13 protein-coding genes and 1 pseudogene are annotated in these 14990 nt (G+C 37.1%); 11 read left to right on the top strand and 3 right to left on the bottom strand.

The window, feature by feature from the left end; translation table 11 throughout:
* Positions 1-171, bottom strand: a pseudogene (locus F564_RS21305) (IS982 family transposase); the annotation flags it as partial.
* A gap of 90 nt (positions 172-261) precedes the next feature.
* Between F564_RS21305 and F564_RS0116180 the strand changes: the two are divergent.
* Genes F564_RS0116180 through F564_RS0116165 form a run of 4 tightly spaced genes read left to right on the top strand, consistent with a single transcriptional unit; the run spans position 262 to position 2683 of the window.
* Complete coding sequence (locus F564_RS0116180) at positions 262-768, top strand: DUF6705 family protein (protein WP_316928808.1); 507 nt, start codon at positions 262-264, stop codon at positions 766-768.
* A 25-nt stretch (positions 769-793) separates the two neighbouring features.
* The gene (locus F564_RS0116175; RefSeq protein ID WP_028123528.1) at positions 794-1660 is read left to right on the top strand and encodes a hypothetical protein; all 867 of its coding nucleotides are present in this window, start codon (positions 794-796) and stop codon (positions 1658-1660) included.
* A gap of 11 nt (positions 1661-1671) precedes the next feature.
* Entirely contained in the window at positions 1672-2166 is a 495-nt protein-coding gene (locus F564_RS0116170; RefSeq protein WP_154656902.1) for a hypothetical protein, read from the top strand.
* Between the two features lie 10 nt (positions 2167-2176).
* A complete protein-coding gene (locus F564_RS0116165; RefSeq protein WP_154656901.1) occupies positions 2177-2683 on the top strand; it encodes a hypothetical protein in 507 nt (168 codons plus the stop codon).
* Between the two features lie 87 nt (positions 2684-2770).
* On the opposite strand, the gene asnB is transcribed toward F564_RS0116165, so the two are convergent.
* Positions 2771-4432, bottom strand: coding sequence for an asparagine synthase B (gene asnB / locus F564_RS0116160; RefSeq protein WP_028123525.1), 1662 nt, complete (start codon positions 4430-4432; stop codon positions 2771-2773).
* 528 nt (positions 4433-4960) lie between these two features.
* Here asnB and F564_RS0116155 point away from each other — a divergent pair.
* The 7 genes from F564_RS0116155 to coaE all read left to right on the top strand — a co-directional run bounded on the left by F564_RS0116155 (position 4961) and on the right by coaE (position 11930).
* On the top strand, positions 4961-6247 hold the full coding sequence (locus F564_RS0116155; RefSeq protein ID WP_028123524.1) for an adenylosuccinate synthase: 1287 nt from the start codon (positions 4961-4963) through the stop codon (positions 6245-6247).
* Positions 6248-6399: 152 nt separating this feature from the next.
* Positions 6400-6963, top strand: a complete 564-nt coding sequence (locus tag F564_RS0116150) for a YMGG-like glycine zipper-containing protein (protein WP_028123523.1) — start codon at positions 6400-6402, stop codon at positions 6961-6963.
* A gap of 57 nt (positions 6964-7020) precedes the next feature.
* Positions 7021-8628 (top strand): LIC_10190 family membrane protein, encoded by a 1608-nt coding sequence (locus tag F564_RS19510; protein WP_051259715.1) that lies wholly within the window; start codon positions 7021-7023, stop codon positions 8626-8628.
* A gap of 108 nt (positions 8629-8736) precedes the next feature.
* A complete protein-coding gene (gene ruvB / locus F564_RS0116140; RefSeq protein ID WP_028123522.1) occupies positions 8737-9759 on the top strand; it encodes a Holliday junction branch migration DNA helicase RuvB in 1023 nt (340 codons plus the stop codon).
* Positions 9760-9789: 30 nt separating this feature from the next.
* Entirely contained in the window at positions 9790-10380 is a 591-nt protein-coding gene (locus F564_RS0116135; protein WP_028123521.1) for an FMN-binding negative transcriptional regulator, read from the top strand.
* A 51-nt stretch (positions 10381-10431) separates the two neighbouring features.
* Complete coding sequence (locus F564_RS0116130) at positions 10432-11298, top strand: MBL fold metallo-hydrolase (protein ID WP_028123520.1); 867 nt, start codon at positions 10432-10434, stop codon at positions 11296-11298.
* 8 nt (positions 11299-11306) lie between these two features.
* On the top strand, positions 11307-11930 hold the full coding sequence (gene coaE / locus F564_RS0116125; protein ID WP_051259714.1) for a dephospho-CoA kinase: 624 nt from the start codon (positions 11307-11309) through the stop codon (positions 11928-11930).
* A gap of 73 nt (positions 11931-12003) precedes the next feature.
* On the opposite strand, the gene F564_RS0116120 is transcribed toward coaE, so the two are convergent.
* Positions 12004-14889: a reprolysin-like metallopeptidase gene (locus tag F564_RS0116120; RefSeq protein ID WP_028123518.1), complete on the bottom strand. Its 2886-nt coding sequence runs from the start codon at positions 14887-14889 to the stop codon at positions 12004-12006.
* Positions 14890-14990: the final 101 nt, after the last annotated feature.

Below are 14990 nucleotides of genomic sequence, written 5' to 3'. Positions count from 1 at the left end.
AAACAACTGATATTCTGAATCTATCGATAAATATTCCGCAGAAATATTTATTGCAATGAGCTCTAAATCAGATAATTTTGGTTTAATTGGTTTGAAATAAAAATTTTCTTTGATGGTTAATTTTCTTAATTCCTTTAAAATAAAATCGTAAATTGCATCTAGGTTATTCATAACGTATTAGATTGATAGTCAATACAATATACGAAATTTTCGTATTATGAGTAACCTTTTTTATAATGCACTACGGGTACATTTATTATATTGATGCTTCTAACACATAATATGTATAAATCGCAAATTCTAGATATAACACCAAACGCTCAAAATATAAATCACAACATAGATAAATTTGTGGGAACTTGGATATGGGCTAATGGTAATGAACGTTTGGTATTGATATTTAAAAAAGAAAATATTCTGCTTCCGCTGGAAGGAAATGTAAGAGCTGATGTTTTATATGGTTTCCACCAGTATCAAAAAAATAATGCTGTAATTGAAAGTTCCACACTGTATTCAAATGGTAGTTATTTAGATAAAAAAAGTACACTATTAGGTGGTTCATTTGATAATCCTAATACATTAACGGGTAGTATTCAACATATAACAAAGAATAAAAGCGTTCATTATGAAATAGAGTTTATAGACACAAATCATATAAAGTTGGTAAAATTAGATAATTATGAAGGCATAAGGATCAACATTGCAGGCCAGCCAACCTATGATGGCGCTATTTCTTTATCGCAGAATATTGTATTGACAAAACAATAAATCAAAGCCTCAGCAATGGTGCTTTTTGGAACAAAATACCAGTTTTGCGCAGAAGTTCAGAAATTATCTGGTTATCAAATCCCTGATAAAATCTCAGAATGCCAATATGGGGATCAACTTCTTTATGGATAATCCCGGAGCTACGTGGCAGCAGTTCCTGGATCAGGTGCAAAAGACGCCTTGTGAAACAACGAATAATGCTGGAACAATTTTAAAAAATCCAGAAGTGCAATCTAAGATGGATGCTGTATTGAAAGGAAAGAGAAATGCAACTAACGAATTTGCAGTCTCTGTAGGAAAAAACCCTAATGGTAGTTACAGTGTTACGCCTCCAAAAGAAGGAGGACAACATATTGGGACCGTACCTCCCGTAATCTCCGGAAATTATGTTGCAGATGGGCATACCCATTCTGATGGTCATTACGGCACGCCTTCGGCAGGAGATTTTTATAATTTTATTTTGAGGTTTCCCAATAACCCAAATCTGCAATCGCGTTTTGTATATGGCAGTTATTTTGGAGATGCAGAAGTGTATGCGCTGGTAGTTTATAATAAAACTCTGGCACAGAATTTTGTAAACGCTTATCCTAAAAGTACAAATTATGAAGAGAGTACCCATATGTTCATAACTAATAGTCCTGTTGGAGCTGCTTACAATGATGCTTTAGTATTTGCTAATCAGGGAACTTATCAAAATAACACTGGTGAAGATTACTCACCATCAGCGATGGTAATGGCTTATGTCTTGGATAAATTTAATACAGGAATCAGCCTCGCAAAAGTAGATGCTAATGGTAATCTTAAAAAAGTAACTGTGACGCAGGAAATGATTACTGTGTCCGGAGGAAACGGAACACCTAAAACAGGTCTTAAAATAACTAAATGTCCTTAAAAAATTATATTATGAAAACAATTATAAATAAATTACCAATAATATTAGTCTTATTTTTATTTCAATTTTGCAAATCACAGAATAACGAGAGGTATGTAAATGCCTACAACAAAGCTTTGCCACAATTGCAGCAAGTAGCAACTTTAAAACAACAATTTTATAAAAAAGATTTTTCTGAACTTTTAACCTATTTAAAAGACAAAGAGGCTAAAATAACATATTACGGTTTTTCTGGAAAGACAGATATTAGTCCGAAGATATACATACTACGGATTTATTTTACAAATCAAGATGATACCAGTAAAGCAATTGATAATAATTATCAAATTCCATTTATAATAATAACTTTCCAAGATCAAATTCCTGATGAGCTAAGACAGCTTACTTTAAAATATCACGGAGAGCTAACTCAAGAAGTAAAAGATTTTCTGGCAAATAGGAAAATAGAGAAAATAGAGTTTTTTGGTATCAATGGACTAACTAGTAAAGATAGAAGTGAAAGGTAAATGCTTATTGATGAAAAATTGGATCTTCATATTACTGTTGTTTTTTATTTGCAGTTGTACAGCAAACTCTACAAGTTTAAAATATTATGTATCAACCTTGGAAAATATAAAAAGATTTCCACCCACAGAAAGAGAAGCTAAAACTATAGATTCTCTAAATCAGAAGTCGAAAGAATTTTATGAAAAATGTGAAAGGGAAAAGCTAAATTGTACTAGTGATAGTTCAGAAATCTTTGCAGAATTCAAAGGAGGTACTACTAAATTTCGAATGTTGTTATTTAATAATTTTAAACTTCCCAAAAATGCTAAAGAAGGAGAAAACCACATTCGGGTAACTATAGGCGAAAATAATAATCTTGAAAAATTTGAGATCCAGAAATATAGTGATGCCGATACTAAATTGGCTGTTGAGGAAGTTTTTAAAATGAAGGAATTAGGCTATTGGTCATCTGCGAAAATCTATAATATTCCAATAAAAACCCAATTTGAAATTAGTATTTTTATTGTGAAAAAATAAAAATTCAAAACAATTAAACATAAAAAAACCACAAGCCAAGACTTGTGGTTTTCCTTTGTAGTTAGTTTATGTAGTTTTAATAAATTTCTAATAAGCAGTTTCGTGCACTTTCACCGCTCTTCCGCTTGGATCATTAGCGTTTTTGAAAGCTTCATCCCATTCCAATGCAACAGGCGTAGAACAAGCTACAGATGGAACAGAAGGAACACAGCTTGCTGCAGAATCACTTGGGAAATGACTTTCGAAGATCGTTCTGTATCGGTATTCTTCTTTGCTCATCGGCACATTGATCGGGAATCTGAATTTCGCATTTGCCATCATCTCGTCCGTCACTTCATCTTCTGCCACCTGTTTCAAAGTGTCGATCCAAGAGTAGCCAACACCGTCGCTGAACTGCTCTTTCTGTCTCCAGGCAATGCTTTCCGGTAACAGGTCTTCAAAAGCTTTTCTCAGAACCCATTTTTCCATTCTTTCCGGCGTGATCATTTTATCTTTAGGATTGATGGTCATTGCGATGTCCATAAATTCTTTGTCTAGGAAAGGTACGCGTCCTTCTATTCCCCAGGCCATCAGAGATTTGTTGGCTCTTAGACAGTCGTAGAGGTGTAGTTTTCCTAATTTACGCACAGTTTCTTCGTGGAAAGCCTGCGCAGATGGTGCTTTGTGGAAATACAGGTAACCTCCGAATAATTCATCTGATCCTTCTCCTGATAATACCATTTTGATTCCCATAGATTTGATCACTCTTGCAAGGAGATACATTGGCGTGGATGCTCGGATCGTAGTAACATCATAAGTCTCCAAATGATAGATTACGTCTTTAATTGCATCCAAACCTTCCTGAACGGTATATTTAATTTCGTGGTGAACTGAACCAATATGATCCGCTGCTTTTCTCGCAGCTGCCAGATCCGGAGAACCTTCCAATCCAACGGCAAAACTGTGCAATCTAGGATACCAGGCTTCTTGCGTGTCTCCGCTTTCTACTCTTTGTCTTGCGTATTTTGCAGTCACCGCAGCAATAATAGAAGAATCCAAACCGCCGGAAAGTAAAACACCATAAGGCACATCACTCATCAGCTGTCTGTGAACGGCTTCTTCCAGTCCTTTTCTGATGGCGGCAATATCTGTCGGGTTGTCTTTTACATTGTCGAATTCTGTCCATTCTCTTTTGTACCATTGTTGCAGTTCCTGTCCGTCTTTGCTGTAAAGGAAATGACCGGGTAAAAATTCTTCTATTTTATTACAGACACCTTCAAGGGCTTTTAATTCTGATGCCACATAAAAGCTTCCGCTCTTGTCCCAACCCATATATAAAGGAACGATTCCCATATGATCTCTTCCGATGAGGTAAGCGTCATTTTCTTCGTCGTATAAGGCGAAAGCGAAAATGCCGTTCAGTTTTTCAAGGAAGTTTTTACCGTCTCTTTTGTATAGAGCCAGGATCACTTCGCAGTCAGATTGGGTCAAGAATTCATAATCAGGGAACTCAGCTCTCAGGTCCTGATGGTTGTATATTTCGCCATTAACGGCTAATGCTACTTTATGATCTTTGGTAAATAATGGTTGTTTCCCGGATGTAGGGTCTACAATTGCCAATCTCTCGTGGGAGAAAATGACGTTGTCGTGCTGGTATATTCCTGACCAGTCTGGTCCGCGGTGTCTTATTTTTTTAGACATTTCCAGGATCTGAGGCCTTATCGCTTCATTTTTTTGTTTGGTGTCAAACACACATACAATTCCACACATTATATTATTGTTTTTTGATGATTATGATTAAAATTATATTGTAAAAGTACATTTGTTAATTTTAAAATAAAATGATTAATGGTTTTAAATTAAAAAATATCATAAAATAGCTTTTGATTGGTTGATTATTTTCTTATTTGCGGTAAAATAGGATGCATATTCTTGATTTTTTATACTACTGATTTTGTAAGAACATTTCTTCTAATTTTTAGTTGATTTTAATTTGTTGTTTTGAAAAATAAGTTTATATTTTAGAGTCAATTTTAATTTTTGGATAAAATAATAAGGTTGCTGTCATAAAGTTTGTTATTTATTAGGATCATAAACAAAAAAAAGTACGATTTTTGCATTGAAAATTGTATTGTAGATGCGAAGTGATTTATGACTTCAACATGCATTTATAATTTTTTTCATCATTTGTGTTTTTGCCCTCTTATTTTCATTAGTAAGAGGGTTTTTTATGCATTCAATTTTGCCAGCCAATATTTAAGATTTAACTTTGTGAATAATCTAAAAAAAGTAAAAAATATGTCAACTTACGTAGTTGTAGGTCTCCAGTATGGAGATGAAGGAAAGGGAAAAATCACGGATGTTCTCTCTGCAAAATCGGATTATGTCGTACGTTTTCAGGGTGGTGATAATGCTGGTCATACAGTATATGTAGGAGATGAGAAATTTGTATTACACCTTCTGCCTTCGGGCGTTTTGCAATGCAAAGGCAAATGTATCATCGCCAACGGCGTGGTGGTAAATCCAAAAGCTTTTCTTAAAGAAATTGGCCAGATCGAAGCCAAAGGCCTGAAGACAGATCACGTCTTCATCAGCAGACGCGCGCACGTGATTATGCCTTACCATATCCTGCTTGATACTTACAGAGAAGAAGAACAGGAAGGAACCCACATTGGGACTACCAAAAAGGGAATCGGACCTTGCTATGAAGATAAAATTGCGAGAGTAGGAATCCGAATGATCGATCTTCTGAATCCGGAAGTTTTATCAGAGAAAATCAGAAAAAATCTAAAAATAAAAAATTCTCTTTTCGAAAAGTATTTCGAGAAACCGACTTTAGAATTTGATGAGATTTACAATGAATTTTTAGCTTTAGGGGAACGATTAAAAGACAGGATTGTAGATACAGAATTGGAACTGAACCAAGCGATCCACGACGGGAAAAATATTTTGTTCGAAGGCGCGCAAGCTGCCATGTTGGATATTGATTTTGGAACTTATCCTTATGTAACTTCTTCTTCGCCCACAACTGGTGGCGTTTGTTCCGGAGCGGGAGTGCCGCCAACAAGTCTTCAGAATCTCATAGGTGTTGCAAAAGCCTATACCACAAGAGTTGGTGAAGGACCTTTCCCTACAGAGTTGGATAATGAATTGGGTGAGAATATCCGTCAAATTGGATTTGAATTTGGTGCAACAACAGGCAGGCCTAGAAGAACAGGCTGGCTGGATTTGGTGTCATTGAAACACGCTACGATGATAAACGGAATCAATAATCTGGTCATCACCAAACTAGATGTTCTTTCGGGAATTTCCCCTTTGAAAATCGCTACAAAATACAAAACAGAAGACGGGAAAATAATCGATTATTTCACTTCTTCTACAACCAAACTGTACGATTACGAACCTCAATATGTCGAACTAGAAGGCTGGGATGAAGATATCACCAACGCCAGAACTTACGATGAACTTCCTACGAATGCAAAAAAATACATCGAGTTTATCGAGGAGCATCTGGGGATTAATGTTTATCTGGTTTCTGTAGGACCGGAGCGTTCGCAAAACATTATCAGAAAAGAGCTTTTCTAAGAAATTGCAACATCAATTGTAACGCCGCCTTGTTTAGATCAACGAGGCGGCTTTTTTTTGACTTAACAAACTTTAACACAGTTTTTGTTTTTTGGAATAATAATTGAAAAGAGTAACTCAATCATTCACTTTTTGTGAAAAAATTTTAAATTATGAAAAAGTTATTCTTAACAGGACTTGCAGCGACTTTGATATTGACTTCTTGTAATAAGGATGAGAAAGTACCACCTGTTTCTCTTGAACAGCAGAAATTAGATTATCAAGTGAGACAGATCGATTTGGAAAAACAGAAACTTGCCATAGAGAAAGAAAAGATAACTTTCGAAAAACAAAAAGACAGTCTAAACAAAGTAGAAGAGCAGAAAGAAGCAGATAGAAAAGCGGAAGCCAACAGGGTTGCCAAAAAATCGACGCCTAAAAGAAGCTCATCTTCAGGTAATTCTGGTGGTGGCTCATCGTCATCATCATCATCAGGCTCAACTGCCTCTAATTCTGGTACATCCAGTTCTACAGGTACAACTGCCACGCAGAAAAAAGGATGGAGTAGTGCAGCAAAAGGTACTGTGATTGGTACCGTAGGTGGTGCGGCAGCTGGTGCCATTATTTCCAGAAAAAATCCTGGTTTAGGTGCCGTGATTGGCGGTGTTGCAGGTGGTGCAACAGGCTATACCATTGGTAGAGCCAATGACAGAAAAACTGGACGGGTGCAGAAGTAAATTTCTTCATATATATTTTTACACAGAAAGATTGCTTATTTTTAGGCAATCTTTTTTATGCTTTCTATTCTTATTACTCTTTTTGTGCTATCGGTTGTCAATTTCGGAAACGGAATTGCGATAGGAAGCATGCTGAAAATCAAAGATCAGAATTTTGTCTGGACGTCTTTTTTAGGCATGATGGGCATGACACTTCTGCAGACAGTCATTGCATTGGTCTCTCCGCTAGATCTAGTTGTAGAAATTGTAATGGCCACCTCTGCACTTATTGGACTTTTATGGTTTTTTTTGGTTCAAAAACGAGTCGGTTTCAAAATAAAACTTGATTTTTGGTTTTACTTCTTTTTATTGACCATCGTTTTTGCAGCTTCGTTTTCACCTTATTTATTTGATCATTATGGCTATTATGTTCCCACTGTTTCTTATTTAAAAGAGCTAGGATTTGTCAAAGGGATTTCGAATCTGGACCTCTTGCTTGGTCAGACTTCTTTTTGGCACATTTATCAAGCCGGGTTTTCCCATTTCGCAGATCCATTTTTGAAGATCAATTCGTACTTATTGCTGCTCTTTCTGGTTTACATTTATGAGAGAAAGCAGTACTTTTTACTGATCTTCTTTCCGGTTTTTTTACTCTTTGTTCAGCAGCCAAGTCCCGATTTGCCGATCTTAGTGATGGCTTTAATTGTCATCAATGAACTTCTTAATAAAAAAGAGTCGTCCATGATTCTTTATCTTTCAGTATTTGCCTTCTGCATCAAATCCATTGTTTTCTGGTTGCCACTTTTTGTTGTTTTACATACTTTCAGTCAAAAAAAATTGACTTTAAAATCAATTATTCCATTTATCGTTTTCGGAACTCTCTTGGTATTCAAAAATATCTGGCTCTTTGGATTTCCGATGTTTCCTGTTTCTTTCATTGATTTTAATTTGCCCTGGAAACCGAGTCAGGAGGTGCTCACCTATTCCTCACAGATGGGCATGATGAAATCCTATGATATGAAATATTCCTATCAGCAGGTTTCAGGATTTGATTTTTCAGACCAAGTATGGCATTGGTTCACCATTGGTTTTAAATCTGTTTTGAATATCGGCATTCTCATTTCATTATGGATTATAGCCGCTTTTACACTGAAGCAAAAGAAAAAATTTTACTATTTATTGCTGATTTGTTTGATTTTGAAAACGGTTCTCATCATCTGTTTTTCTGCACAATATCGATTTTTTATCGATGTTTATGTGGTTGCCTTATTTCTCTTGTTCAAAAATACATCAAAAGAAAAATCTGTTTTTATAGCCGCCTTTCTTTCTATTTTTATAGCCATTATTTTCACAGTCCCGGGATTTGTACAAAGATTTAATATAGGTAAACAAATGTCAGGATTCTGTTGGTCTCAATTTTATAAGCCTAAAGTCATTGGTCAGATGAAGGTCATTCCAACATATCAAATAGGGAACTTCCACTTCAATGCTTCGAAAGATCCTGTGGACAAGGTTCATTTTCCGGCGCTTAATCTCTATGATCTCAAGCTTTATGACTATTACGGGATTTTTCCTCAGTACCTTGGCAAAGATCCTAAAGACGGAATTTTTCAGCGAAAACTAAAGGCAGACGAGAAAATCCAATTAAAAAAAATCATCTCCAAAACCGAGAAACTGAAACCGTAATTCACTGAATTTTTCGCTATCTTTGAGTTTAATTTTCTTATAAAGAATTAGTATTTAAAGCATTGATTTTAAGTCTAATATCTAAAGTTTAATACCTAAGTTCTATCTATGCCCGATTTTTTACATCCCGATAAAGAGAATTATTCCAATGACGATTTGATTCAGGAAGAAAAAATCCGTCCGCAGAGTTTTGGTGATTTTGCCGGACAGAGAAAAACTTTAGACAATCTGGAAGTTTTTGTAGCTGCTGCGAAAAATCGTGGTGGCGCTTTAGACCACGTTCTTTTGCACGGCCCGCCAGGTTTGGGAAAAACAACTTTAGCCCATATTATTGCGAATGAGTTGGGCGTTGGTTGCAAAATTACTTCTGGTCCTGTACTTGATAAACCAGGAAGTTTAGCCGGATTATTGACTAATCTTGAAGAAAATGACGTCCTTTTTATAGATGAGATCCACCGTCTTTCGCCGATTGTAGAAGAATATCTGTATTCTGCAATGGAAGATTATAAGATTGATATTATGCTGGAAACCGGCCCCAATGCACGTTCTGTACAGATTGGGCTCAATCCCTTTACCTTGGTCGGTGCGACGACACGTTCCGGAATGTTGACCAAACCAATGCTCGCAAGATTCGGAATTCAGTCCAGATTAGAATATTATACGATTGAACTTTTGGGAATGATTATCGAAAGAAGTGCAAGAGTTTTGGGCGTGAAAATTTATGAAGATGCTGCTTTGGAAATTGCCAGAAGAAGCCGTGGAACACCGAGAATTGCGAATGCATTGTTGCGAAGAGTCCGTGATTTTGCGGAAATAAAAGGAAATGGTGAAATCGAAATCGAAATTACGAAATTCGCTTTGAATTCTTTAAACGTTGACGAATTTGGTCTCGATGATATGGACAATAAAATTATGCGCGTGATGATAGAAAATTTTCGAGGAAAGCCTGTGGGAATTTCTGCTTTGGCAACGTCTATTGCCGAAAATCCGGAAACCTTGGAAGAAGTTTATGAACCATTCCTGATTCAGGAAGGCTTTATCATCAGAACGCCACGCGGAAGGGAAGTGACGGATAAGGCGTACAAACATTTAGGAATTGCAAGGCCTAAGAATCCGGGAGAGTTGTTTTAATGTATTCTCCGAAATCAATCTTTAAGTAAGATGTTCATCCCAAAAATTTACAAATCCGAAGACCAGGCATTGATGAAGAAAATCATCAGTGAAAATGCTTTTGCGCTTTTGATTTCTGATAAAGAAAAATTGTCAGCAACACATTCTATGTTTTTACTGAATGACAATCATGACCATTTTTATCTGGAAACGCATATTTCCAAAGCCAATTTTCAGGCTAAAGTTTTGAAAGATGGCGATGAGGTTTTGTGTGATTTTCTAGGTGCGCATTCCTACATATCATCTTCCTGGTATGAGAAAACGAACGTCTCCACCTGGAATTATGAAGCGGTTCAGATCCGAGGAAAAGTGAAATTGATGACGGATGAAGAATTGTATCAACATTTGGAAAAGCTTACTTTTAAATATGAAAAAGCTCAAAAATGTCCAATGTTGGTTGGAAATATGGGTGATGAAATGGTTAGGAAAGAAATGAAAGGTGCTTTCGGAATCAATATAGTTCCGACAGAAATCTATATCGCAAATAAATTAAGTCAAAATAGAAATGACAATGATTTTGAAAAAATTATTCTTAATTTAGACCAATCAGATTTTGACAACGAAAAAAAATGGCAGAATTGATGAGGCAAAATAGAAGTGTGACTTAGCAATTCTCTAAAAATATAAATACCTATGAAACTCTATCCAATCCAATGTGGGAAATTCAAACTAGATGGTGGCGCTATGTTTGGCGTTGTTCCCAAAACACTTTGGGAAAAAACAAATCCTGCTGACGAAAAAAACCTGATCGAATTGGGCACACGCTCGCTTCTTGTAGAAGACGGCAAACAATTGATCCTTATAGATTGCGGACTTGGAGACAAACAGGACGAGAAATTTTTCGGACATTATTCGCTTTGGGGCAATGATTCTTTGGATGTGAACTTGAAGAAATTCGGTTTCGTAAGAGATGATATTACGGATGTGTTTTTGACGCACCTTCATTTTGACCATTGCGGAGGCGCGGTGGAATGGAATGATGACCGATCTGGCTACAGGCCAGCTTTCAAAAATGCAAACTTCTGGACCAACGAGAATCATTGGAAATGGGCAACAGATCCAAATCCCAGAGAAAAAGCAAGCTTCCTGAAAGAAAATATTTTACCGATGGAAGAAAGCGGACAACTGAATTTTTTACCATTACCAACAACCGGAAATTATGGTTTTGCTCCAGATCTAAAAATGGATGTGATCTTTGTGGATGGACATACGGAAAAACAAATGCTGCCTGTCTTGCAATATCAGGAAAAGACGATCGTTTTTGCGGCAGATCTTATCCCGACGGCTGGCCATATTCCGCAAGTGTATGTCATGGGATACGATACCAGACCGATGCTGACTATGGAAGAAAAAGGAAAATTTTTGAAACAATGCGTCGATAATGACTACCTTTTGTTTTTTGAACACGATGCAAACAACGAGTTGGCGAGTGTGAAAATGACAGAAAGAGGTGTGAAGCTGGATCAGACCTTCAGTTTTAATGAAGTTTTTGGCTATTAAATAAATTTATGGAAATACAAGATATCAATCAAAATCAGGAAGATATTCCTCCTCCCAGGATCATTGGGTTAACTGGCGGAATAGGATCCGGAAAAACATCTGTTGCAAAATTGCTTGAAAACAAAGGTTTTCCGGTTTATTACTCAGATGATCAGGCAAAAAATATTGTCAATCAAGATCCTGAATTAAAAAATCAGATTATTGCACTGTTAGGCAGAGAAGCTTATTTGGATGGAGTCTATAATAGAAAGTATGTGGGCGACAAAGTGTTTAATGATGCTGAACTTTTGGATCAGCTGAATCGCTTGATTCACCCTGCAGTGAGAAGTGATTTTGAAAAATGGGTGGCTGCTCAAACTGCAGAGTTTGTTTTTAAAGAAACAGCCCTGTTGTTTGAATTGAAACTGAATGAACAGTGCTATAAATCACTTTTAGTAACAGCTGATGACAATCTAAGGATCAAAAGAACAATGGATAGGGATAACAAAACCTACAGAGAAATTGAGAACATCATGCAAAATCAAATGCCGGAAAAAGATAAGATGAAGCTGGCAGATTATGTGATCTATAATAATTCTGACAGAGACAATTTAACAGCCGAAACTGATATCTTTATCACAGAACTTAATTGATAGCTTACTTGTTTAAAAACAAAAATCCCCGAAAAAGTTAATTCGGGGATTTCTTATGGTTAAAATCTAGATCTTAATTCTTGATGAATTTGGTTTGAGATTTTTCTCCGTTAGATTCTACTGTTAAGATGTAAACACCTTTGGTCAGTTTAGAAACATTTACTTTTCCATCCGTCGTTCCTTGGTTTACCAATTGACCACCAACGTTGTATATTTCAAATTTGGTTTTAGAAGAAACATTAGAAATGTTGATAACATCACTAGCAGGGTTTGGATAAACGCTGGTGTTGTTTTTCTTGACATCAACTATTGCTAATGAGCCAATATTTACTGAGTAATCCTCAACCTGTCCATAGGTAGATGTTCCACAAGGTGTAAGGTTGCCGCTTAGAGAGGAATCATGAAGTCTCACTCTCATTCTGGTTTTACCTGTTGTTGCAGTTGCAGGGATGGTAATACTTCCTGTCCAAGGAGAAACTTTCGTAGGTGTAGTTAAAACTAATTCACCAGCATCTTCAAAATCTCCATCCTGATTGAAGTCGATCCAAACCAAAACCTGATCAGCAGCGTACGATGTTCCGGTGAAAGAAGAAGAGAAGTTATATGTCTGTCCTTTTTCTATATTTCCTGTTATCGATGTAAAATCTTCATAACCAGCTGTAGCTGTAGATGCATTATTGATATTGGAAAAACTCACATTTGTGATCTTCTCAAAACTTGTAGATGTTGCACCTGCTGTACAGTAAGCAATGCCTGCAGTGGTAAAGTTAAGATTAGCATATGTACCAATGGTTCCTGTACAAATCGCTGCAACACTTACATTGTAAGGTGTGTTAAGTGTAAGTCCTGCTATGGTATAAGTATTGGCTGAAAGGTTGTTAACTTCTGTCCACGTTGCATCTGTTGCTTTTTTATATCTTAAAATATAAGTTGCATTTGCGATAGCATCCCAATCTATTTTCGCTCCTGTTTGCGTGATTGAAGAAGCCACTAACGCAGCCGGGGCAGAACCGTCGCAAGTTACCATTGCAGAAACAGTTACTTTTCCAACAGCGTAGAAGATGTTTCCGATAGCTGATACTCTGATTGTAAGAATTGTATTAGTAGCAATACCTGCAAAGCTTAGGTTTTCTGTACCGTCATTGGCGGTAGAAGCAGCCAAAACGGTCCAAGTTGCACCGTTATCTGTGGTGTAGTCTATTTTCACGTTCGCTACATTATAAGGAGCTGCGGTCGTACCGGCAGCGTCCCAAGTAAATGCCCCTGGAGCGTTGTTGTAAACTTTTGTTGAAGAGACTTTGAAAGGTCCCGCAGCACCAACAGTTACTCTCTGAGTTCCATATTGTGTCTGTTGTTGAGTCTTGTCTGGATTGTTATCTCTTACAGTTACTTTGAAATTAGTCGTTCTCGCAACTGTAGAAACAGCTTCCCAATCGGCGGTGTTTTTCAGATTTCCTGCTAAAACTGTACTGAGCTTAGGGAAATATCTTGTTGGGCTTGTCGTAGGATTCAACGATCTGAAAGTAGGGCCATTTGTATTGTTACCTAAATTAGAAGTAGACGTAGTAGATGTTGCGTTATCAGTCTGTTCCCAGCAATAATTGATTGGGTTACCTTCTGCGTCAGATGCCTGAGCTGTCAAAACGAATGCAGTACTTTTTGGAATTGTTACATCAGGCATCGCAACCACCACTGGTGGCTGGTTGGTAATTGCAGTTTCGATATCACAAGTCTTGCTGGTAAGGTTGGTCTGGATCTGAATGATACTGTTGATATGGAAATAAGGATCTGAATGTGCCTGTAGATCTGTTGCTCCTGTGATACCTGCATATCCCATAATAGAAGATCCGGATCCTGGTTCAACATTTTGACCAGTACCTTCAAGACTCATCGAAAAAGTATGATTACCACCTAATTGATGTCCCATTTCGTGGGCTACATAATCAATATCGAAATTATCTCCTTGTGGGATTCCGTCCGCAGGAGAAGTGATACCAGAACCTTTTCCTAGAGGAGTTCCAGCGGTTGGATCAACACAGACGCAACCGATGCAACCTGCATTTCCACCACCTCCTGATGCGCCAAACATATGGCCGATGTCATAATTAGCACTTCCAACATTTGTTGTAAGGGCTGTTTGTAACTGTTGGTTCCAAGCGCTCAGAGTTGTTGAGTAAGGGTCTGTGCTTGCATTGGTATAGATAACAGATGGAAAATCTTGTAAAATCAAATGCAGTGCAAAATCATTTTCGAAAACACCATTACAACGTGTCAAAGTAGCATTGATAGCCGTTAATGCGCCTGCTACAGTTCCGCCGTGGTACGCAGTATATTCTCCATTTACAGACATTGCCAAACGCATTGTTCTGTACTTTTGGTCAGATGATTTTGAGAAATCTTTTGGATTATTAGAGAAATCTGACCCGTTGGCTAGTTTATCGATCTGCTTTTTTGTAAGAGTTGGTTCTGTGCTTTCGCATAACCAAGATCCATTAGCACCACTTGTTTTGTTTGTTTTGGGATGAACACCATACACTGTCTTCTCTTTGTTCTGTGGTTCAACAAACTCGTAGACACCATTTTTGATGATCATTGATTGGAAATCATTTGGCGCTACAGAAAATCTGATGTATTTTTCTGGATCATCCACACCTGTCCCAACATACGATCCTAATTGGTACTTATCTGCCAAAGATTGTACCACTACAGGTAAACTGTACACAGCAAATTTTTCAACTTTGCCGTCAAGAGTTGGTACATTAATGATAACGGGTTTGCTGTTTTTTCCGGTTGGTTGAGCATTTGCTAGCTGCGCGCGGATAGCATCCAAATCAACAGAGTACAAACTCGTTGCTCCTGTTTTTCGTAATTGTTCTCCTTTCATAGAAGTTGGGCTCCATTGTGCAAATGCACTAGCGACCATTCCGAAAGAAAGTAGAGTAGTAAAGATTTTCTTCATGCCTTAACCCGTAGTGCATTATAAAAAAGGTTACTCATAATACGAAAATTTCGTATATTGTATTGACTATCAATCTAATACGTTATGAATAACCTAGATGC

It is taken from the genome of Epilithonimonas tenax DSM 16811 (assembly GCF_000428485.1).
Lineage (GTDB): Bacteria > Bacteroidota > Bacteroidia > Flavobacteriales > Weeksellaceae > Epilithonimonas > Epilithonimonas tenax.
The sequence above is the reverse complement of the archived record's forward strand: the minus strand, read 5'-3'. Positions and strand labels throughout refer to the sequence as shown.